The following is a 21,982-nucleotide window of genomic DNA, read 5'->3' on the forward strand; positions in this document are numbered from 1 at the left end:
TAGCGGTTTCTTATGGAATTAGCCTAAAAATTGAAAAGAAGAATTCGTAGTGTTATGAAAAAAGTTGGTTTGTTTTTCGGGAGTTTTAATCCCATTCATATTGGTCATTTAATTCTGGCAAATTATATTATTGAAAATACAGATATGGATGAACTGTGGTTTGTAGTTAGTCCACAAAATCCGTTTAAAGATAAAAAATCTTTGCTGAAAGATCATAACCGTTTAGATATGGTGCAACTTGCAGTGAAAAACTATCCTAAATTGCGTGCTTCCAATGTGGAGTTTTCCTTACCGATACCCAGTTATACGATTGATACGTTGACTTATTTGCATGAAAAGCATCCCGACTATTCCTTTTCTCTCATTATGGGTGAAGATAATTTGAAGGGACTTCAGAAATGGAAAAACTCCGATATTCTGATCAAGAATTATCAGATTATTGTTTATCCAAGAGTATTTGAGGAACGAAAAGTCGATAGCCAATACCTGCAACATGAAAATATTTCATTAATTAAAGCACCTATTATCGAACTGTCTGCCACAGAAATTAGGAGGATGATTAAGGAAGATAAAAATGTAAGGCCAATGGTGCCGCCTGAAGTCTTTGACTATTTAGACGGGAGCAGCTTTTATAAATAGAAAATATTCGCAATCCCATTTTTTAATCCTTAAATTTGCAGATTAACTTTTTTAAAAAGTTTTCTAACTAATTTCTATGAAGTATATCGAGGATTTTTTTGCAAAATATAGCCAAAATCAAATTGACAAATGGTTTAAACAAATTTGTCTTGCAGAGGCGATTTCTTGGCTATTTCTCTTCAGTGCCATGATCTGGATTCGGTATGATCGAGATGGGCTTTTACCTACGATTTATATTATAATTATTGGTAATGTTCATGGTCTGTTTTTTACGTTGTATTTATTGCTCCTTGTGAATGCAAGAAAAATGTATAGTTGGGATGAGGAGGATACCGTCTTCGCGTTACTCGCTGCTTTTTTTCCCTTTGCAACCATTTGGGTGGATAAGAAATTGGCACACCTCAAGCTGTAAGTCTTGATCAATAATCAAGTGATAATTTAAAGAGTAGAATTTTTCTACTCTTTTTTTTGTTTTATGTAATAAATAGGGTATTTCAATTGTCTTAATTAAGAAGCATGGATTAAATTTTTCATACTGATAATCAACGTATTAAATTTGTTAATGAATTATTTACACTACTTTGTATTACATAATACTAAATAAATAACATATCTTTGCAATGTAATACTACTAAAAACATCACTAACGATAAAAGAAGGAAAAAAACGGATAACCAGAATTTAAAAACATCCCAAAAACTAATAGCTCAACTTCCTTCTTTTTTTAAAACTCTAAACCATGAAAAAACTAATTCTTTCTCTTTCGCTTCTTACCGGTGTTGTTGCTTTTGCACAAGAAACGGCAAAATCCGATTCTACTAAAGTTCAAGATATTAAAGAAGTTACAATGACCAAAAAAGTCTTTCAAAAGAAAGCAGATCGTTTTATTTATGATGTAGCATCTTCCCCAGTTGCAAAAGGCAATACGGCTTTTGGATTGTTAAAAGAAACTCCGCTTGTATCTTCTACAGATGATAAAACTTTGCGAATTGCCGGAAAATCAAATGTACTTATTTATCTAAATGGTCGACCAACCCAAATGGATGCAGAATCTTTGGTTCAGTTTTTAAAAAATACTCCTGCAGAAAATATTCAACGAATCGAAGTAATCACAATGCCCGGAAGTGAATATAAAGTAGAATCGTCCGACGGCATCATCAATATTGTTCTTAAAAAGAAAACCAGTGATGGACTGAATGGTAATTTGAGAATGAATAATCAGCAAAATTATCACAATTCTACCGCCGCTGGCTTAAGTTTGAATTACAGAAAAGATAAACTAGGAATTAATTCTAACATCAATACAAGTGAAAATGTCCAAGATCAGTATTACATTTTGAGAAACGGAAATAGTCAAGCTACCAATCAATCCGAAGGAAGAATTGCTGATCCCAATCTAAATTTAGGTGGCTATTTAAATATTGATTATCAGTTCAACGATAATAATAGTTTAGCGCTTACCTACAACTCATCAGCCAACAAAAGCAATAATTCTACGGTGAATCTTTTTAATACAACGAAAGATCTAGTTAATAATGTGACCGATTATACGTGGACTAAAAGTAGAGAAGATGCTCATTCCTACAACAACTCGATCAACTTGAATTATGAATTAAAAACGGACTCGTTAGGAAGTAAATTGAATTTGAATGCAGCTGGTTTACTGTATAAAAGATTACAAAGTTCTAATAATTTCACTATTGCATCTGATCAAACTGGAAATGACAACGGGAAACTTTTGAAAATTTACATGGAACAGCCTCAGTTCATCAATAATTTCTCCGCTACTGCAGATTACATTCAAAAGTTTAAAAAAGATTTAACAATTTCAATTGGTGGGAATTTTAACAAGACAAAAACAGACAACGATACCAAATACGACACCTATAATTATACTACGAATGCATTAATTAAGACACCGAATCATTTTCTTTATGATGAAAATATATTTGGTGGTTATCTAACGGTAGAGAAAGTATTGACGCCCAAGTTCTCTGGAAAAGTCGGTGTAAGATATGAGTTAACGCAGAGTGAGGGTAAATCTGATAATGCGCAGGATGTTAACCTTCGTAATATCAAAAGAGATTATGACAAATTACTGCCTTATCTAAGTTTGAACTACGCAATTAACGATACTAATAATATTTCTTACGCATTTTCAAGCCGCATGAGAAGACCAAGTTTTTGGGAATTAAATCCCGTACGAAATGTTTTAACCGAATTTAATTATACCCAAAACAATCCTTTTGTAAAAGCATCAGCTGTTTACAATCATGAATTAACTTACATGTACAAAAACTCCTACTTTCTTATCTTAAGTCATAGTTTAGAAAAAGATGGTATTACGCAAGTTCCTTTACAAGGCGTAATTAATGGCAAAAATCAATTGAGATATATTAGAACAAATTTTGGTGATACTCAAGAAATGAGCGCCATGCTGGGAATGCAGAAAAGTTTTTTCAAAGGATATTTAACTTCAAATTTCAATGTTGGACTGCAGCGGAAAATCAATAATGGAAGTTTAAGTCAAGATCCTTTAACGGGTGATATTTTCCCACTTTATGAAAACCACACTGTCTCAAACAGTTTTATTTTGCAGACCAGTAATAATATTCGATTGGATCAAAAGAAAACATGGTTTGCTGGGGTCAACTATTTCTACGTAGACAAACAGCAGATCGAATTAGGTCAGCTTAAAGGATTAATGAGTTTGGATTTAGACGTTAAGAAAATATGGAATGAGTGGACTTTTGCGCTCGCCTTCAGAGATGTTTTGGACACTCATAAAATCGTCATTGAAGACTACCAGAAAAACGGAAATTATAATTACGTTAACCAAAATCAGTACATGAGAGGGGTGGAATTAACTATCGTTTATAATTTCGGAAATCAAAAAGTGAAAAAGGTCAGAAATATCGAAAGTGCAGATAAAGATATTAAAAGCCGAACCAAATAGACTTCATACTATTCAATTATATTTTTTGAAAAAACCCTTAGGATTTCTAAGGGTTTTTGATTTTTACTAAAGAGAATTAACCTTTTCAAGGTTTCTATGTGGTACAATTTATTTCTTCGGCAAGAAAACTTCTGCCAGCATGCATCTTGCACTTCCGCCACCATTCACCTCAATCGTATTCAGATCAGAATAGATGATTTCACAATAACTTTCAATTTTTGCAATTTGTTCTTTCGTTAAAGCTTTGTAAGCAGTTTCACTCATGACCAAAAACTGAGTTCCTTCTTCATTTTGAACCTGGAGCATATTTCCTGCAAATTGCTGCATTTGATCTTCAGAAATTTCGATTACTTCTTTTTCTGTTGATTTAATTACTTCCTGTACTTTACTTCGTTCCATTTCATCATCAATGCAATCCAGGCAAATGACCACAAATTGTTCAGCTACACACATCATCACATTCGTGTGATAGATTGGTAATCTTTGGTCGCCAACATTCTGAAACGAATGAAAAACGATGGGAGTATAACCATATTTATTGCAAAATCCCCGAAATAATTCCTCGTTTAACCGAAGAGAAACAGATCCATAAGCAATTTTATAATCGTGATCGAAGATCATACTTCCTGTACCTTCCAGAAACTTTTCCTGATTTTCGGGAGCAGATAAGTCATCTACTTCAGAGATCGTAAAACCTTCATTTTTAATAGTCTCCAAAATGTCAGTTCTTCGCTCTACTCTTCTGTTTGGGGCAAACATAGGATACAAAGCGACTTTGCCATCTTCATGAAAGCTTACCCAGTTGTTTGGGAAAATAGAATCTGGCGAATGCGGTTCTAATGTATCTTTTACCGTAATCACGTTAATTCCTTTATCACGCAGCTTGTCTGCGAAAGTATTGAATTCCTGAAGCGCTTTCTCTTGAATATCGGCTTCTTTTTGTTCGACCTGGAAATAGTTATTTTCCGCGGTTTGTGAATTGTAACCGAAAGCAATCGGTTCTACCATCAAAACGGTACTGGCTGTTTGCATGAATTATTAAGTTTACTGGATTGTCATCCTTTATCTCACAAAAATACTTAAATTTATAGATAATAAAAAACCCATGTTAGAAATTGCTTGTTTTGAAATGACTTCTGCAGAAATTGCTTTACAGTCAATGGCCGATCGAATTGAATTTTGCGAGAATCTGGACTTAGGTGGGACTACTCCTAATCTTTATGAATTTTTGCATTTAAAAAGACATTATCAAAAACCAGTATATGTGATGATTCGTCCAAAAGGGGGCCCTTTTTATTATACTGATGCAGAGTTTTTGGAAATGAAAAACAGCATAATCATATTTAAAGAAGGGGGAGCTGACGGTTTTGTGTTTGGGATCTTAGATGCTCATAATGAAATTGATAAAGCCAGAAATCAAGAATTGCGTGAACTTGCTGGTGACACGCCTTGTACCTTTCACCGTGCTTTTGATCGGACATCAAATTTGGATCAATCTATAAAAACCTTAATTAGTTTGGGGTTTACTACCGTTTTAACTTCGGGTGGAGAGAAATCAGCGTTGGAAGGAAAAGAAGTTTTAAAAGCTTTAATTGAAAAATATGCTACTAAAATAGAAATTTTGATTGGCGGTGGGGTGCGCTCAGAAAACCTGCAACAAATTAAAGAATTTACAGGCGGTACCAGTTTTCATTCTTCGGCAATATGTAAATACGACACCTTTGCTACCGAAAATGAAATTAAAGAACTTAAGCAATTAAGTTATTAATTTAATAATTGAACATGGTAAAGATCGTGACGATCACCGGTAATCGAAATATTCTAAACCTAATTTTCTACGGTAAATTTTTTGGATAAGCAATTCACTTTTAGTAAAACAAAGATTAACTTACCTTAACCCCCAAAAAATTATTCTCTAACCAGAGGCATAGTTGAACATCTTAACAGACCACCCATTTTAGAAATTTCGCGGTACGGAATTTCTTCAACCGTCATTCCCCATTCATTTCGTAAGTGATTATTCATTCTCGTAAACGCTTGGTCCGAAACTACGATCTCCGGTGAAATTGAAAAAATGTTGGGGTACATTTCAAACATCTCCTGATCGGTAACTTCAAAGCAATTTTCTTTACCGAAAATGTCCAGGATTAAATTATAATCTGTTTCATCTACGAATCCATTTTTGTAGATGATGCATTTGTCAGTTCCGACAGGATTAAAGGTACAGTCTAAATGTAAAATACCTTTGTAAGGTTCGCGGTCGTTTTTCTTTAATTCAAAATCAAGAATTCTTTTTTTAGGAAAATATTCTTTTAAGATATTGATGGCGTACTCATTGGTTCTGGCGGTTTTAAAGTTTCGGTAATCTTCAGAAAAACATGTTCCAATGAATAAGAAATCGTTCCAAACTATGACGTCTCCTCCTTCTATATGAGCAGTTTCCGGTAAGTTGATAATACCCCGCCATTTTACCTCTTCGAAGATTTTACGATAGGCTTCCTGCTCATCTGCCCGATCCGAAATTACATTAGAAATAATCATCTTATCATCAATTACGAATGCAACGTCTCTTGCAAACACTTGATTGTAATCTTGAATGATTTCCGGACGAAACACCTTTACGTCATATTTTTTAAGAACTTTTTCAAATGAGGTCATCTCGGAGATCACTGCTTCTTCTGTAGGGTAGATTCCTTTCTCGATAGTATTATAGGATTTTGCATCATAACTTTCTTCCAAAGTAGGCACAGCTCCTAAAGAGTTAGGTTGTCCTAAAACAACAGATTTCAGTTTACCAGTTTCATTCGTAATATTAAGTTTCATAGAATCTTGTCGGTTATGATTTTGCAAATTTTTATTGACCAAGTAATTCTTCATCAAGAGCCAAATATAATAAAGTTTTTGTTGAACTTCATAAATATTTGGCTTATAAAATGACATAGAAAAGCTGGAGACCTATAAAAATTATTTTTATTTTCAATAATTTCTTAAAATAAATTTAAAAACCTACGATTGTTGTTAATTATCGTTAAACTTGAAACAAACCCTTTTTTCTTTATACTCATTTAGCATTAAATTTGTTTACCAAACAATATTATAACGATCTTAAATAATTTATGAAGATGAAAAATACCTTAAAAAAACTAATTCCTTACGCTGTAGTGGGGGTGCTGTCTGGTGCTACTACAGTAGGTGCATTCACTTACTTTAATGTAAAAGATGTTGGTTCAGATTATTCTTACTTTGCTCCTAAGAATTCTGATGCAAAATATGCATCGTTTAATATGACGGGAGTAGGTGATGATTTTGTGAAAGCTGCCAAAATGACAGTTCCGGCAGTGGTGAGTATCAAAAACTTCTCTGCTAAAAAAGGAAGGTCCAATGATCAAGATCTTTTTGACCTTTTCTTTGGAACTCCCAGATCTCAACAGCAACAACAGGCTCCTCCACCAAATATGCCTACGGGAATGGGGTCGGGTGTGATCATTTCACCAGATGGATATATCATTTCCAATAACCATGTTATCGCTGGTGCTAATAAATTGGAAGTAGTTCTTTCTAACAAAAAATCTTATATTGCTAATCTGGTTGGGACTGATCCTACTACTGATATTGCTCTGTTAAAAATTGAAGAGAAGGGATTACCTTACCTTAATTTTGGAAATTCTGACAATGTAGAAGTTGGTCAGTGGGTATTGGCAGTTGGAAACCCAATGGGATTAAATTCTACAGTAACTGCAGGGATTGTTTCTGCAAAAGGTAGAAGCATTGATTTATTGAGTCAACAATCCAGAACACCGATTGAGAGCTTTATTCAAACCGATGCTGCCATTAACCCAGGAAACTCTGGAGGTGCATTAGTAGATCCAAATGGTGAGTTAATTGGTATTAACTCTGCAATTTCTTCAAAAACAGGTTATTATGAAGGGTATGGTTTTGCAGTCCCTGCAAACTTAGCAAGAAAAGTGGTGGAGGATATTAAGAAATTTGGTCTTGTTCAAAGAGGTTTCTTAGGAGTTGTGCCTTTAGATCTAGCCGATCCAAGACAGGTCGCAGCTTATAATCAAGAGAAAAAAACAAATTTGAAAGCGGGCGATGGCGTTTATCTTATTCAGGTTGCCGAAAAAGGTGGTGCTGAAGATGCAGGATTAAGAAGTGGTGATATTGTTACTAAAGTAGATAATACTACAATATCAAGTTACTACGATCTATCATTTGCGGTTGGAAGTAAACGACCTGGTGACAAAGTAATGGTAACCTATTTAAGAAATGGAAAAACAAATACAACTGCGGTAACTCTGAAGGATCAGAAAGGTGGTACAACACTAAGAAGCAAAGCAGATCTTACGGTAACGGAAAAAATTGGATCTGAATTTGAACCGCTCAGCGAGAAATTTAAAACTGATTACGGTTTAAGCAGTGGAGTAGTTGCTAAAAATGTAGTTGATGGTAGTGAAATATCTAAAATCGGAATCGTAGATAATTATATTATTATCGAAGTCAATGGAAAAACAGTGAATTCACAGAAAGACATTGAAAAGATATTACAGGGATATAGCGGAAATGTACAGATAAAATTTGTAGATGAATACGGTAGGATTACTACAAAAGGATTCAAAATGCCTTAATAACTGAAAAGGTGAAAAAGAAGAACGCCACATGTAAATGTTGCGTTCTTTTTATTTAAATAATTTTTTTCTTCGTCTTTTTTTTCTTTCATAAAGAACTTCTGTAATCTTTCCGCCGATCCAGGCAAAGGGAAAGAAAGTAAGAAATATAAGAATTTTATAAAAAGTTGGATGATAAGGAAAAATGATGATGTCTAACATCGCTATAAAAAGAAGAATAAAGCCAATTAAAATGGCGTATGCCACTTTTGCATACTTCACGATTATCGCGGTAACAACGCCGCCAACTGTTGCTGCGATTCCCGAAGAGATAAGCAATGCAACAAAAAAGTAAGGCTTATGTTCCATTGATTTTAGCAAACTCTCCCACCGTTGAAACGGTGCGAAATCATAATTAACCCATGAGGAATTAAGTCTGATACCCAAGGAGATAAGTAAAGCTGCAACCGCTAAACCCGTAAGAACGGCAAAAATATTTCTGAAGAAATTCATTTAAAATTGGTGTGCGATCATAGAAATTTCAATATCCACATTTTTCGGTAAACAAGAAACCTGAACTGTTTCACGAGCTGGGAAACTTTCTGGATTTAGGTAAGAAGCGTAAATTTCATTCATCACGGCAAAATCATCCATATTTTTTAAAAAGATAGTTGCTTTAGCAACATGACTGAAAGTTAAGCCAGCTTCCGTTAAAATTGCTTCCAGATTTTTCATTACCTGATGCGTTGCTTTTTCGATTCCTTCTTCAACGTTACCTGTTTCAGAGTTTACAGGAATCTGTCCTGAAATATACAGTACTCCGTTTACAAAATTTGCTTGTGCATATGGACCAATTGCTGCTGGAGCTTTTGGTGTCGTTATTATTTTTTTCATATAAATGAGAATTTGGCAAATATAAAACTTAATTTATTTAATTGAAATTTAAAATGGTGCATTTGGTTGTGTAAAGCTTCTGTCTTTGTATTTAAGTGCATCGCGCAAGATATTAGCTTTGATCCCAATAAAGAAATCATATACTTTGTACTGTCCAAAGGGAATCCAGTTAAAATTAATGGTAAAACTCCGTTGGTCTCGCGAAAATCCCAATTGAGTGTTCGCAATTTCTTTATTTACGACATCATAGTATAGATTTCCTGTCAAATTCCAATAAGGTGTCAATTTAAGACTTCCGTCTAATCCTACAGAGGCTACACTATTGCCAAATCGCGTTAAGCTTTTGGTATAACCATATTGTGCGTTAATGTTTAAGGTCCATGGCTGTGTAAAGCGAGCGTAATTATCTTCGTCGAAATAATAACTTTCATTCCTAATCTCTCCCTTAGCTTTATACATTTTCGAAATATCTTCTTTTTCACCAAAAATTGCTTCACTTAATGGATATGAAAGTTGTGCGTTAAAACCCTGTATACTGAAATGTCCAAAATTTTCGGTGCGAACTCCATATTCCTGGCCTGGTGCAAAGGTGATCTCGTATGGTTCTAATGTTAAACTGGTATTAAGGTTAAGTTTTTCAAATAGAGTGGTTTGTCCATTAAAGCTAAACATTGACCATTTGTAGATCGGAGCTGCAAAATTATAGCTCGTATTGAAATTTAAGCTTTCAAAAATCTTCAATTTTTTAACTCCAGTAGAATCTTTTTTAGATCTTACTTTCATTTCCACATTATTGTTGAGAGAGAAGTTAAGTGATTGTACCAATCCAGAATTTGGTGATCCAATGATCCCTCGGTCAAAAATAGAGTAAGGAGTCATTTCCCCACGATCATTATAGTAGTTTTTGAAATACCCAAATGCAGGTGTTGAAAAATCAGGTGAGTAACTGAAACCAAGTTGTGGAGTAATCATATGACGGACAGCCTCAATGGCCGAACCCTTTTTGAAATTCAACATTCCATACAACACCGTCTGTAAACTGGCACTGGTAGAAAAAGAAGAGTAGCCAGCAATTTTTTTGTTAAGAATATCTTCTACTTTATTTGAAATTGGATTATAGGTACGGGTTAAGGTTTTTGTAGTTAGGGCATTATCAATATTTGCAGAGACTGAAAACGTAAAATATTTTGCCACAGTTGTATTGGTTCCCAAAGAAATGTTATTTCTTAATCCCGTTTGCATTTTGTCCCACATTACTTTCGTAAAGAGTTCACCTTCATTGGTTTGAACGTAGTTGTTTAAATTTAAGCCAGTGTTTACTGTGATGTTTTCTAAAAGACCTTGTCTAACTCCAGTTTTAGGTTTAAATAAGTAAAATTGATTCACAGCAACATTGAGCACTGGGAGCTTTAAATCTGCCAGTCCTGTGGAGAAATTCTGGGAATAAGAAGAGGTTCCTGTAATGGTTATTGGTAAAGTCAGAAATCTTTTCACCACACTTATCGAGGAGTTTTGCTGTGCGTTCAGGTTGTTTTGGTTAAATGCATAATTGTTATTAACCGTATTGTTGTAGAATTTGTTGCTCACTACATCAACTGACGCAGAGAAAGTTAGAAAGGGGTTTGCTTTAGTATCCTGTTGGTGTCTCCACGCAATACGGTAGGTTCCGGTCTTTGAGTAATCATCCAATCCTTTGATTCCTCGAATGGTTGTTCCTATATCTGCGGAGAAATTTCCGGTATATTTATAATTTTTCTTGTAGTTGACCTCAGGCCTTAAATTCCAACTTCCTTTAGTGTAAAAGTCAGTAAGGATCTTGAAATCGAAATGTTCGCCTATGGGTTGATAGTAACCCAGTGAATTCAGGAAGAACCCAACATCTTCACGTTCCCCAAAACTTGGGATAAGTATTCCTGCACTTCTTTTATCAGAAAATGGTAAGATGGCGAAAGGCATAATTAAGGGAGTGGGGACCTGTTCAATATAGAGTTGAATAGGACCTGTGATCACTTGAGATTTCTCTTTTCCTTTAATTAATTTAATCGTTGGAGCGAGTAAATAATAGTCGGCAATCGTATCTTTTTTCTTAATGAAATATTCATCGGTCGTGTATTTCCCACGTCTCATAAAGAATACTGAATCATTATATTTTTTGGTTTTTTCCGCCACAATTACGCCTTCGCTTTCTTCGGTCCTCGCATTGAAAGCGATTGCCTGCCGGGTTTTAATATTATAAGTAAACTCATCATATTCATAAGTTTTGCCACCTTGCGTTGCTTTTGCAGGATTTTTAATCTTACCAATAGAATCAACTTCACCCCGGGCGTAAATTAATGATTTATCCCAATCTATCGAAATGTAATCTGCATCAATAACCATATCCTGGTAATTAACCTGAGCATTTTTATTCAGGTAAGTCATTTTTTTTGGGATATCGTTTCGGATGCGTTCTGCTTTTGTCTTCACAACAGATTCGAGCTGTTCTTTTTTGAGAACAACGGTGTCTTTCCTATTAATAGGTTGATTAACCATCTTATTTTCAGTCAAGTTTTGAGCCCCGAGATGTGCTAAAAAATTGTTAAAAATTAGGATAATTAGAATTTGTAGTATATTTTTGAAGCCAGTTTTGACCAAAGCGCTTAATCTATAATTGGCGTCAAAATTAATATAATTTTTAAAATTTAATGATGATTACGGATAGTTTTTCTTTTAAAAAGTGTTTATTCCTGTTTTTTACGATGATATTCTTTCTTCCAACTGCTCAAAAAAAGTTCACTATTGTTCTTGATGCAGGCCATGGAGGGAGTGACCATGGAGCAAATAGGAGTTATAGTGATTTGGGTATAGTACGAGAAAAAGATGTCACTTTAGCCATTGTACTCAAATTGGGTAGAATGCTGGAAAAAAATAAAGATTACAAAGTTATTTATACCAGAAAGATTGATGAATACCCATCACTCACTTCCCGAACTACTCTAGCGAATCGCAGCAAGGCAGATTTATTTTTGAGTGTACATGTTAATTCTTCAGCATCATCTTCATCAACAGCAATTGGGACGGAGACCTTTATTCAAGGTCCGAATCAAAATAGAAAGAATCTGGAAGTTGCGAAAGCAGAAAATGATGTGATTTTTTTGGATGAGAAAGACCGTGAGACTTTTGCGTCTTATGACCCTTCATCTCCGGAATCCTTAATCGCACTTAAAATTCAACAAAGTAAATATTTAGAAAGTAGTTTGCTCATAGGGAGTATCGTGGAAGATAACTTTGTAAATAAAGACAAAAGAATTTCGCGTGGAATTAAGCAAGCAGACTTACACGTTTTACGAATGAATGCAATGCCGTCTGTTTTAATTGAAACAGGATTTGTAAATAATTATGAGGATGCCAGATATTTAGCGTCTGATAAGGGACAAAGTGATATTGCAGAAAGTATTTACGATGCGATTAGTAAATACAGAGGCACTATGGACCGAAATGGTAGCGCGCAAAAGCAACCGAAAGAACCGGAAAAACCGGAAGAAAAGCCTTTAAAAAATGATTTTAGAATTTTATTAATGTCTTCACCGGTAAAATATACCCATACAGATCCTGCTTTGAAAGGGCTTAATTATATTTTGACCATAAAAGAAAATGATTTGTACAAATATTATTACAGTGTTACTAATTTTTCTTCCGTACGCGATAATAATTTAAAAACGGTAAAAGATGCAGGCTTTAGGAATGCCAGCTCCATCTCTTTCATTCCGAACCAAAGACTGGGAATTGGATATTACACGATAGAACTGGCTGTAAGCGATCAGAAACTGAGTTCTAACTCTTATATTTTGAATTCACTTAAAGAAGTGAACCGTATCAAGGAGAAAGGAAGGTTTTATTATACATATGGGAAGTTTGCAACCTTGGAAGAGGCTGTGAAAGTTCAGAAGGAACTGGATGATAAAGGAATTAAAAATACCGTAATTCAGAAAAATTCAAGATAAATGCAAAAGGGCCTTGCAGGATCAAAAGTAAATTAATATTTTTGCAGTCCTCAAAGCAAAGGCCTATTCGTCTAGTGGTAAGGACTCAAGATTTTCAGTCTTGCAACAGGGGTTCGATTCCCCTATAGGCTACTAAAAGAAAATTTTGAAAAGTTTTTAAAAAAAAAGTTTTGTAATTAAAAAAGATTTTTTATCTTTGCACCCAAGTTTTTAGAAAGATATGGCAAATCATAAATCAGCTCTGAAGAGAATCAGACAAAGCGAAAAGAAAAGAGTAATCAACAGATACTACCACAAAACTGCTAGAACAGCTTTGAGAGTGTTGAGAAGTGAGGAGGATAAAGCTGCAGCGACAGTTCAGTTGCCATCAGTAATCTCTTTGTTGGATAAATTGGTAAAGAAAAATATCATCCACAAAAATAAGGCAGCAAACCTTAAAAGTAAGTTGACTAAGCACGTTAACGCTCTAGCGTAACCTTATAAAAATACAAAGACGCACTGGCCCGTTCGTCTATCGGTTAGGACCTCAGGTTTTCATCCTGGTAAGAGGGGTTCGACTCCCCTACGGGCTACTACACACGCTGTAAATCAGTGATTTACGCATAGCGGGGACTAAAACAGGGACTTCAAGTCCCTGTTTTTTTATTATCTCTTTCTTCCATATTGTTGTATTTCTATTTTTTGTACATTTTCATTTTCAAAATTTTTATCAATTACTCTGATAATATTCGTCTTAAATAATTGTGAATTCTCCACCATTCTCTCCTCTAAATAACCCCTACTCTCATTAATTTTCAACTGCATTTCCTTCTCCTCCCTATACTTCTCAACCAATCCCTCCCGAACATTAGGCAAATCCTCCAACCTTTTATCCAATTCAGCAATCTTATCTTCAGTAATTTTTGTCTGCTGTTCAATCTCCGTCACATTCACGCCTTTTTGAGAAAGAATATCAATTTCCTCTTGGACTTTCTCCTTTGTCAAATCAATCGTTTTCTGATAAAATGGAAGCTGGTTTTTCCAGTATTCGGCATTGTCGCCCTCTTCCTTGGAATAGCCTAAGATTCGGTTGTAGTTATGTTGCGCTTTAGTTACTTCTTCCTGAATTTTAATAAAACTGTCATATTTTCGAAGCACAAAAGCAGAATCAGCCAAAAATTTATTTTTTTCGGTTTCAATTTGCTTTTTCATCAGTTCAATTTCTATATTCGCTCTGGTTTCGGGATTCGTGATGATGGCGGTTTTCATTTCCTGCGTGCTGATGTCAGAAATATCTAAAACATCGGCTCCCTTCTTCATTGCCTCCAAGTATCTTGCCTGTTTGGATTGCAATTTTTGAAGCATAAAGACATCAATGCTGTCATTGGTCAACATAAAGTTGATTCTTACATTTTCGTTCCTATTTCCTTGTCGCCAAGCACGACCTTCCACTTGCCGTAGAGAGGTAAAGTTGTACGGAAGAGAAAGCATGTAAATATCCGTCGTATTTTCCTGAAGGTTCATTCCTTCCTGAATCGCCTCGCTTCCGATGACCACCTTTATTTTTCCGGAATTGAAATCATCTTGAATCTTTAAACGGTTTGGTTTGCTGGTTGCTCCGGTGATGACTCCGACTTCTTCCGGTTTGTAGCCGACCTCCCGTACCAAATATTCCCTTAGTTTCGGAAATTCCGAAACAGCTAATTCAGAGTAGATAATCTGTCCCGAATCCGGAATGTCGTTTTTGTTCTGCCGAATCAAATCCATCGTTTGTTTTAGTTTCGGAGAATCCTCTATAAACTCTTCTAAAGACGGTTCTTCTCCTTCATAATAGGGAGAAAGATATGGTGAAATCGCAATCAAACGGGCATTAAGGATATGCGTAAGAATTGCCCCTTTTTGGGTTTCGGTAAAGTTTTCATTGAGCATTTCGTATTGCTCACTCGTTAAATAGTTCTGCTCAATCTTATATTCCTTGTTGATTCGGTTGGGCCGCACCAATTCTGGATTGTCTTCTTCGCCTTTGATATCAATAAATTCAGATAAAAGTTGCTGAAACAGCGAATTGTTTTTAAAACGTCGAACATTCGCCTTGAATTTCACATCACCTTTTGCGTCAATCTCCATGTCGTTGTCTGCCTCCATAAAGGTTTCAAAGAAGGTATTCACATTGAAGTAGCCCGATTCTTCTAATCTCTTGTTCGCAATCAAGGAGAGAATAGAATAATATTCCAGTGGTTTATTGGTAAATGGCGTTGCAGAAAGCAAGGTAACATTTCTACCGTCGTTCTTTTCTTGGATGTATTGCGCAGCCATCCAAGTATTGATACCCAACTTTGAAGTCTGCTGGTTTTGATTTCTAAAGTCTGAAGCAAATCGGCGGTCTTTTATTCTTACTTTTCCTACGATATGGTTCGCGTTGTGGACTTCGTCATAAGTCAGATGGTCAAAACCAAAGTCTTCCCAATCGTAAATCTTGCCACGCTTCATTTTACCCACCAGTTCTTTTTCTTTTTCCAGTTCTTTCTGAAAATCCCTTTCGCTGATGGTGTTTACACTTCTTAATTCATTTTCTGAAATATAGGAGAACTTGGAAGCCAGATTTTGGGTAATATTTTCAGAAAAACCGATATTGTTAAAACCCTCGTAAGTGACGATGGTGATTTCCCCATCCTTGTTGTCGAATTTTGAGAGGTCGAAGTCTTTTCCGAGATTTCCCAAGACATTCACTTTGGCTTCGGGAATGGTTTCAAAAATGGTTTCCACCCACTGTTTCAGAATGCTGTCATTGGGAACGACAATCAGCGGTCTTTTCGCATTTGCTCTTTCCATCGCTTCGTGCATTGACAGGATTCCAGACAATGTTTTTCCAAATCCCACTTCATGTGCAAGTAATCCGACACCTTTCGTGGTCTGCCTTCCGATTCCGGCTTTCTGAACTTCAGTTAATCTAAGTTCTCGACCTTTAAAATTCAAATGGATTTTTGAAAACAAAGGAAACTTTGAATAGTCCGGAACATAGATATTGTTGTAGTTTCGGTTAAAATCATTGACAAAACGCTTCCTTAAAGCGTCCGACAATTCTTCCCTCAAAAATTTTTGAAACAAGTCGTTGGCGGCGACTTTTCGTCTTTCGCGAACCAAGGCATTCCGTTCCTTGTCGCTTCCGGTAACGTTTTCGTTGTCTACAAAACTTCTTACTTCCCAAGATGAAGAACCTGCAAATGCCTCACTGGAAAGCGTTCCGACAAAATCCTTGAATTTTTCTGCAAGATTATAGGGAACCGTTACAGTTTCCGTCTGTCTTGTGTTTTGATTCCAGCGTTCCTTTTCTATGGATCCCAAATCAAACTGGTGGACAAATTCATGATTCGGACTGATTGAGATTTCGTCTAAAGTTTTTGGTTTTGGAAGAACATTGAGGAGTAAATCCTTTTGTTTCTCATATTGATTTTCTGTTCCGCCAACCGAGAACCTGTCCTTAAAGTCTATTTCCAGTTGTTCTAATTTGGCGTAGATATTCCCTTCGGCGTAATAAAAATCGTGAACCCAATTTCCGTCCATATAGTTGGCAAATTGGTAGTGCTTACCGTGATTGTTTAATGTGCCGTCGTAGGAAGTGTCCCGAAATGCCTCAATCTGTTCTTTAGTAATATCGGTACTGTTCTGAAGCGAGGCATTCACAATTTCATCGGCTTTGAAAAATTGGTATTTTAAAACCCCTTTCTTGATTTCCGGTTTGGTCTGAATTCGATATTCCGCATTTTTCTCTTTGTGGGACTGGATAATTTTATCCGCTTTACGATGAATTTCATCAATTTGGTCTTTCGAAAAATTTGGGGGATTATCAAAAATTTGGGTTTGGAGTTTGAAATACTTCTCAATCTCCTTTTCAATTGCGGGAGATTTGAATTTTACTTCATTAAGTCTGGAAAGAACTTGCTCAATTTTATCTTTCGTTTCTGCAAGGTCAATTTCTTCTGTTTTAGCGGGAATGGTGTTTTCTAAAGTTTTGCTTTTTGATTCTCCTTTAGGTTGATCAACCTCCAAAAACAAATCTTCAAAGAGGTTTCCAATTCTTTCGGTCTGCTTTTTATTTTTGAGTTGCTCAATCCTAGATAAGGCGTCCTCTAAATTTCCATAGACATAGTTTTCCAACCTCCCAAAACGGTTGGTTTTCTCTCGGGTTTCCCCTAAAATCCTGTCGGGATGTTTTTCAAAATAATTGGAAATATCTGTAGAAATTTTCTGGGAATTTTTTTGCAGAATAATAATGTCCGTTCCTACCTGAGTTCCGGCAAAAGCACCATTCGGCAGACGAAAACCTTCCAAAATATCTGCATTTTTTAGTTGGGCTTGTCGGTTCAACCAACCCGAAGGAAGCACCATTGCCAAAACTCCATTGGGTTTAAGAGAATCTAAAGACCTTTTGACAAAATAGTCCTCGTATTTGGAGATTTTGGGTTCTTCTCCCAAACCTTTGTATAATCCGCGATGGTCGCCGTAGGGTGGATTACCGATAACCAAATCGTATTTTTCGGCAAATTCCTTCTTGTTGCCTTTCTCTTCGATAAACTCGGTTTCAAAGGAGCGGAGATGGATGTGGGCTTCGGGATGAAGGATTTTCGCAATCTTTGCGGTGGTTTCGTTGATTTCAAAGGCAGTGATATTGGACTTGATTCCCAATTCTTTCACTGCATACAGAAAATTTCCCGTTCCAACGCTGGGTTCCAATACCGAAATTTCCTGCCTGTTCTTAAACTGGTCTTTGATTAAATTTCTGACGGCATCTACAATCCTTGAATCGGTGTAGTATTCATCCAAAATACCCCTGCCTTCTTTAGCTGTTCCGCCACTTTTGAATTGATGACAGATCTCTTTTAAATCCTCGGTAATGTTAAGACTTTCCTTGAGTTTAACTTGCTTATCGCTGGAAACAAAACAAGCTGCGGAAACAACTTCCGCAACTTGTTCATTGGTCAGTTTTTGACCTTTATATTTTGAAATAAGAACCCCTAATGCCTCATTGTTTTGAGTAGATGTTTTTACTATTTCTGCTATTCTATTGGATACATTTCTCCCGGATACGATTCCGCCCAAGGAATGTTCTGCTCCCTCATTTTTTGCAGCATTTTGCGGTTGTGTTCCGTCAACGGGTCCTCGCTCTGGTTTTCCGACCAGATGCTTCCAGATTGTGTCTTCAAGTCCATTTCCAGTATGGTTGCCGTCCACAGCTTGTCCTCCAAAGTGATTTCCGTTTTGCTTGGGTTTGCTTGTTTGGTTAGATTCTCCAGAATTTCGTTGAGAAAGTTCGGCTCCCAAGTGCTGAGTGTCGGAAATTCCTTCGGATTGAGTTCCATCGTCTTCATTTCTTATCGTTTTTTGTTCAACTAAAGTAGTATTTTTCTCTTGAACTTGGAGTTTATTTTTTAAATATTCTTCCAGGTTTTGGTTCCCATTTTCAGAAATTCCATACAGCAGGCGGATGTCCTTGATATTTTTATTTTGAAATTCATTGAGGATTTTTTGTGTAGACCTATTTCCGTCATCATCACCGGTTAGACACAGAAATATCTTTCCGTCGTAGTTTTTAAACCGTTCGACAAAGCTTCCAGTATTTTCATTATAATTGAGTGTTACAAGGGTTCTGCCGTTGTTTTGATTGTTTAGTTTCAAAAGTTCCAAAAACGAATCTTTGTCGTTATCGCTGTTAAAGACAATCAGTTCGTTTTTAGTTCCCTCAATAATGGAAATTTCTGAACTAGAATGATTTAAATAGGATGTCTCACTCACTTTTTCTGTTTTTTACGAAGTGGTTGAACTCAAAAATGTCTTTCGCCGTGTCGTCCCAGTTTTTTCTTGGAAGCAGTTGCAGGCTTACAAAGATGTCGGTCTTTTTATTGTAGGAATCGATGCGCTCCAATCTTCCGCCATAATCCTTTTCGGCGTGTCTGTAGAGGGAATACGGCAGAATCGTGTCTGTCGGATAGATGTAGAAACGGGTATAGTTCCAAGGCGAATTGATTTCGAAGCGTCTGTATTTTTTCTTGAATAACACCGTGTCGGAGAGTTTCCGCCTGTTATTATAGTTCGGAATCATTTCTTTTGAGAATATGGCGCCGTCCTTCTTGTTCCAAACCAATGCGGGTTTTTGTTTTTCAAGAATATCGGAAAGTATGATGTTGCCGTTTTCAGCATCCAATGGATAGCAGAAAGAATCTCTCACGAGATAGGCATTTTGATTCATTTCGGGAAAGGTGTGGTTTGGAACCAGTTCGATAATTTGGTTTTCCGAATAACTCATTTTCGAGATGTGGAAACTCTGCATCTTGTCCAATCCTCTGGAGGCATCAAAATAGACATTGGTAATGAGGTCGATTCCGCCTTTTTCGGATTTGATTTCCTTGTGGCAGGAATTTAGGATAAATACTGAAACGAAAACTAAAAATATGGATTTGATGTTCATAATGATTACATTTTAAAAAAAGCGGCAAATCAAAATTTGACTTACCGCCTTCGGATAATAGTCAGGTATTATTTATTATCGTTTGATGCTCTGTTCCTTCACATGGGCTTTCTCCTGTTTTTCTTCATTTTCCATTCCCTGCAAAGGTTTGTTGGTGTTGATGCGGTTCATGTCGTTGTCGTAAAGGTTCAGGTTCTTGTATTGCGGATTGAGCACTGCTTTTCCTTCCACCACCTTGTCGTCCATTTCAAATTTCACTTTCACCACATTTCCTTTTTCAAGTGACTTGATGGTGTTATCCCTGTATTCCGGCTTTTCGAAAACGAGGTTGGCTTTTTCCACGATTTTGTCGGTATCGACACCGTAGTTTTTGTAGAAATTCTGGAACATATAGTTTCCTTTCTCCGTCTTTGGCTCCTCAAAGTTGAACTGCACGAAGGCGGTTTCCGACTGGTCGCTTTTGGGGTTGTGGAACTCGATTTTCACGCTCCGTCCCTCCAAAAGATTTACGGCTTCTTTTGCGGTAAAGGTATTTTCTCTGTTTACCGAAAAATTGTGGGTGATTTCTTCGCCTTTCTCGTTCTTCAATTTGGCGTCGTAAGAGTTGAGGAAAACACCACCCGTTTCCGTCTTGTTGAATTTCAAGGCAAAATCAACCTTGTTTCCGGGCAGTGCCTTGTCCGAGGAAGTTTTGATTTCGAATTGCTGGTTTTTGGACTTGATGCCTTTTTCCAATTCTTTGTGAAGTTTTTCGTCTTCGCCGAAACCGAGGTATTTAAGCTGATTTTTTAGATAATCTACCTGGTTGAATTCTTTTTGTGTTTCCATAATGTTTGGGGTTTGATTGTTAAAATATTCTTTGTTTTTATTGAGGTGTTGTGTTAAGTCATCTCCGTTCATTTTGGCGTAATCTTTTATAGAAGGCTCTCCAATGATGTCGTCTATCGAAAATCCTGACCTTGTGGCATCCATTTCTTCTTTAAATCTCGAATGAAAATTACTTTGGCTGAATAAATTGCTCCGTTTTTTCTCATCGGGAAGAAAAAGACTTTTAAGGGAATCGATGATTTTTTCTGTTTCCTCATTTCCCTCGTAGGTAAGCAGTTCTCCGCCAACGAATAGCAAAACATGGTCTTCCGGCTTTCGATACAGCTGGATTTTTGAGGCAATCTGGCTGTAGTTCACTTTGTCGTCTTCCGTCAAGGAGATTTCAAATTCGTGCTTGGTATGACCTTCGGAATCGTCAATAAACAGTTTGACGTAATCCTTTTGTGGTGGTTCTTCCATATTTCTAAAATTTTTAGAGTAACTATTATTTAGGTTGTTTTCCGATACGCCGACAATGGGTTCCGCATTCAGATGGTTCTTGCTGAATTTGTCCAAAAGGTGGTCATAGACGTTGATTTTGGTCTTTTCGTAAAGGGAGTGGTAGTTTCCGCTTTCCAATAAAATCGCATCCAAAGCCGTGAACCCCATCAGTTCGAGTTTGTCGCGGTATTCCTTGTACATCTGCTCGTTTACATTGTTTCCATAAAGGATGACACCCGTTCCGGCGTGAATCGTCATCAGTTCGGTCAGTTTCTCGAACTGTCGATGCTGCGGAAGAATGAATTTCCCAACGATGTCGTTCGCATTGTTCAGGATGATGGCTTCCGTCTTGTCGGACAGTCCAAACTTTTGGCTTGAAATGTAGGCGGCGGAATCTTCGGGACTGTTGATTTTGAACGGCTGATAATTGGCGGCAAAAATCTGCTTGTTAAAGGAAAAGGTGCTGACTTTTCCCTGCTGTTGATTTTGCTCGGAAAGTTCCAGAACACGGTCGCTTCCCAAATCTCCGTTGAATACCAAATATTTCCCCGAACGCAGATTGATGACGATGCCGTCTTCCACCTTTATTCCTGTATGGTCGAAAATTTCGTGCAGTCTTTGCAACATGAGTCGGTCATGTTTGCTCGAAATCAGTTGTCCGCTCGGATGGTTGTGGACGAGCGTGATGCTTTCGGGCTGCATTTTGAAGACGTTTCCCGTCAACAACCGTAAATCCACAACGGTGGAAGTAATTCCGCCTGTCGAAAGATGTTGAACGAGATAACTGTCGTCCTTGAATTTGTAGAGTGCAAAGGTGTGTTCCACCGCCTCGTCTTCAAGCGCACGGAAAAGCCAAGCCACATCGTTCACATCAGAAATTTTGGTTCCCGCCATGAATGAAAGACTTTTGTTTTCCGAAAACTGCCGCTCTACGAGCGCAAAGTCATTGGCGTAACCTTGATTGTCCTTTTCCCGTAGGATGGCGGAATTTGGGTCAGCATCATTTCTCCCACTGAAGAGTTTGTACGGTAATATTTCGCCCGCCGACGTTTTGAGATATTGCGTATCCTCGTCCGTCGGAAATTGGAAATTCGTGTTCGGTCCATATTTGCTCTGGTAATTGATCGTTTCTGTTTCCATCTTTTCAAAA

Annotated in this window: 15 protein-coding genes and 2 tRNA genes; 9 read left to right on the forward strand and 8 right to left on the reverse strand. The window is 36.8% G+C overall.

Annotated elements, in window-relative coordinates; translation table 11 throughout:
* The first annotated feature begins 54 nt into the window (after nt 1-54).
* The 3 genes from nadD to FNJ88_RS08775 all read left to right on the forward strand — a co-directional run bounded on the left by nadD (nt 55) and on the right by FNJ88_RS08775 (nt 3,595).
* Nucleotides 55-639 carry a nicotinate (nicotinamide) nucleotide adenylyltransferase gene (gene nadD, locus FNJ88_RS08765; protein ID WP_143852815.1) on the forward strand — a complete coding sequence of 195 codons (585 nt, stop codon included), beginning with the start codon at nt 55-57 and terminating at the stop codon, nt 637-639.
* Between the two features lie 76 nt (nt 640-715).
* Nucleotides 716-1,051: a DUF3817 domain-containing protein gene (locus FNJ88_RS08770; RefSeq protein WP_143852816.1), complete on the forward strand. Its 336-nt coding sequence runs from the start codon at nt 716-718 to the stop codon at nt 1,049-1,051.
* 327 nt (nt 1,052-1,378) lie between these two features.
* A complete protein-coding gene (locus tag FNJ88_RS08775) occupies nt 1,379-3,595 on the forward strand; it encodes an outer membrane beta-barrel family protein (protein WP_143852817.1) in 2,217 nt (738 codons plus the stop codon).
* Nucleotides 3,596-3,703: 108 nt separating this feature from the next.
* Here FNJ88_RS08775 and ctlX read toward each other — a convergent pair whose 3' ends face one another.
* Nucleotides 3,704-4,627: a citrulline utilization hydrolase CtlX gene (gene ctlX, locus FNJ88_RS08780; protein WP_143852818.1), complete on the reverse strand. Its 924-nt coding sequence runs from the start codon at nt 4,625-4,627 to the stop codon at nt 3,704-3,706.
* Between the two features lie 73 nt (nt 4,628-4,700).
* On the opposite strand from ctlX, the gene FNJ88_RS08785 reads away from it, so the two are divergent.
* Nucleotides 4,701-5,363, forward strand: coding sequence for a copper homeostasis protein CutC (locus tag FNJ88_RS08785; RefSeq protein ID WP_143852819.1), 663 nt, complete (start codon nt 4,701-4,703; stop codon nt 5,361-5,363).
* Between the two features lie 140 nt (nt 5,364-5,503).
* On the opposite strand, the gene FNJ88_RS08790 is transcribed toward FNJ88_RS08785, so the two are convergent.
* A complete protein-coding gene (locus tag FNJ88_RS08790) occupies nt 5,504-6,418 on the reverse strand; it encodes a dimethylarginine dimethylaminohydrolase family protein (protein ID WP_143852820.1) in 915 nt (304 codons plus the stop codon).
* Nucleotides 6,419-6,717: 299 nt separating this feature from the next.
* Between FNJ88_RS08790 and FNJ88_RS08795 the strand changes: the two genes are divergently transcribed.
* Nucleotides 6,718-8,223 (forward strand): trypsin-like peptidase domain-containing protein, encoded by a 1,506-nt coding sequence (locus FNJ88_RS08795; protein WP_143852821.1) that lies wholly within the window; start codon nt 6,718-6,720, stop codon nt 8,221-8,223.
* Between the two features lie 51 nt (nt 8,224-8,274).
* Here the strand turns inward: FNJ88_RS08795 and FNJ88_RS08800 are convergent, their stop codons facing one another.
* The 3 genes from FNJ88_RS08800 to FNJ88_RS08810 are packed head-to-tail and all read right to left on the reverse strand — an operon-like array spanning nt 8,275 to nt 11,730.
* Complete coding sequence (locus FNJ88_RS08800; protein WP_143852822.1) at nt 8,275-8,715, reverse strand: hypothetical protein; 441 nt, start codon at nt 8,713-8,715, stop codon at nt 8,275-8,277.
* Entirely contained in the window at nt 8,716-9,096 is a 381-nt protein-coding gene (locus tag FNJ88_RS08805) for a Rid family detoxifying hydrolase (RefSeq protein ID WP_143852823.1), read from the reverse strand.
* Nucleotides 9,097-9,144: 48 nt separating this feature from the next.
* Nucleotides 9,145-11,730, reverse strand: a complete 2,586-nt coding sequence (locus FNJ88_RS08810; RefSeq protein ID WP_143852824.1) for a putative LPS assembly protein LptD — start codon at nt 11,728-11,730, stop codon at nt 9,145-9,147.
* Nucleotides 11,731-11,783: 53 nt separating this feature from the next.
* Between FNJ88_RS08810 and FNJ88_RS08815 the strand changes: the two genes are divergently transcribed.
* The 4 genes from FNJ88_RS08815 to FNJ88_RS08830 all read left to right on the forward strand — a co-directional run bounded on the left by FNJ88_RS08815 (nt 11,784) and on the right by FNJ88_RS08830 (nt 13,651).
* Entirely contained in the window at nt 11,784-13,079 is a 1,296-nt protein-coding gene (locus tag FNJ88_RS08815) for an N-acetylmuramoyl-L-alanine amidase (RefSeq protein WP_143853902.1), read from the forward strand.
* Between the two features lie 60 nt (nt 13,080-13,139).
* Nucleotides 13,140-13,211, forward strand: a tRNA-Glu gene (locus FNJ88_RS08820).
* 88 nt (nt 13,212-13,299) lie between these two features.
* Nucleotides 13,300-13,554 (forward strand): 30S ribosomal protein S20, encoded by a 255-nt coding sequence (gene rpsT / locus FNJ88_RS08825; RefSeq protein ID WP_143852825.1) that lies wholly within the window; start codon nt 13,300-13,302, stop codon nt 13,552-13,554.
* A 25-nt stretch (nt 13,555-13,579) separates the two neighbouring features.
* A tRNA-Glu gene (locus FNJ88_RS08830) sits at nt 13,580-13,651 on the forward strand.
* Between the two features lie 73 nt (nt 13,652-13,724).
* Here the strand turns inward: FNJ88_RS08830 and FNJ88_RS08835 are convergent.
* The 3 genes from FNJ88_RS08835 to FNJ88_RS08845 form a co-directional block, all read right to left on the reverse strand.
* The gene (locus FNJ88_RS08835; protein WP_024567399.1) at nt 13,725-18,851 is read right to left on the reverse strand and encodes a helicase-related protein; all 5,127 of its coding nucleotides are present in this window, start codon (nt 18,849-18,851) and stop codon (nt 13,725-13,727) included.
* A complete protein-coding gene (locus tag FNJ88_RS08840; RefSeq protein WP_024565606.1) occupies nt 18,844-19,524 on the reverse strand; it encodes a hypothetical protein in 681 nt (226 codons plus the stop codon). The genes FNJ88_RS08835 and FNJ88_RS08840 overlap by 8 nt, the downstream gene beginning before the upstream one ends.
* A 75-nt stretch (nt 19,525-19,599) precedes the next feature.
* A complete protein-coding gene (locus FNJ88_RS08845) occupies nt 19,600-21,972 on the reverse strand; it encodes a JAB domain-containing protein (RefSeq protein WP_024565605.1) in 2,373 nt (790 codons plus the stop codon).
* Nucleotides 21,973-21,982: the final 10 nt, after the last annotated feature.

It is taken from the genome of Chryseobacterium sp. SNU WT5 (genome assembly GCF_007362475.1).
Lineage (GTDB): Bacteria > Bacteroidota > Bacteroidia > Flavobacteriales > Weeksellaceae > Kaistella.

Excerpts from the sequence above, each read along its gene's own strand:
- nadD (WP_143852815.1), top strand. The coding sequence starts at position 55 with ATGAAAAAAGTTGGTTTGTTTTTCGGGAGTTTTAATCCCATTCATATT.
- FNJ88_RS08770 (WP_143852816.1), top strand. The coding sequence starts at position 716 with ATGAAGTATATCGAGGATTTTTTTGCAAAATATAGCCAAAATCAAATT.
- FNJ88_RS08775 (WP_143852817.1), top strand. The coding sequence starts at position 1,379 with ATGAAAAAACTAATTCTTTCTCTTTCGCTTCTTACCGGTGTTGTTGCT.
- ctlX (WP_143852818.1), bottom strand. The coding sequence starts at position 4,627 with ATGCAAACAGCCAGTACCGTTTTGATGGTAGAACCGATTGCTTTCGGT.
- FNJ88_RS08785 (WP_143852819.1), top strand. The coding sequence starts at position 4,701 with ATGTTAGAAATTGCTTGTTTTGAAATGACTTCTGCAGAAATTGCTTTA.
- FNJ88_RS08790 (WP_143852820.1), bottom strand. The coding sequence starts at position 6,418 with ATGAAACTTAATATTACGAATGAAACTGGTAAACTGAAATCTGTTGTT.
- FNJ88_RS08795 (WP_143852821.1), top strand. The coding sequence starts at position 6,718 with ATGAAAAATACCTTAAAAAAACTAATTCCTTACGCTGTAGTGGGGGTG.
- FNJ88_RS08800 (WP_143852822.1), bottom strand. The coding sequence starts at position 8,715 with ATGAATTTCTTCAGAAATATTTTTGCCGTTCTTACGGGTTTAGCGGTT.
- FNJ88_RS08805 (WP_143852823.1), bottom strand. The coding sequence starts at position 9,096 with ATGAAAAAAATAATAACGACACCAAAAGCTCCAGCAGCAATTGGTCCA.
- FNJ88_RS08815 (WP_143853902.1), top strand. The coding sequence starts at position 11,784 with ATGATTACGGATAGTTTTTCTTTTAAAAAGTGTTTATTCCTGTTTTTT.
- rpsT (WP_143852825.1), top strand. The coding sequence starts at position 13,300 with ATGGCAAATCATAAATCAGCTCTGAAGAGAATCAGACAAAGCGAAAAG.
- FNJ88_RS08840 (WP_024565606.1), bottom strand. The coding sequence starts at position 19,524 with ATGAACATCAAATCCATATTTTTAGTTTTCGTTTCAGTATTTATCCTA.
- FNJ88_RS08845 (WP_024565605.1), bottom strand. The coding sequence starts at position 21,972 with ATGGAAACAGAAACGATCAATTACCAGAGCAAATATGGACCGAACACG.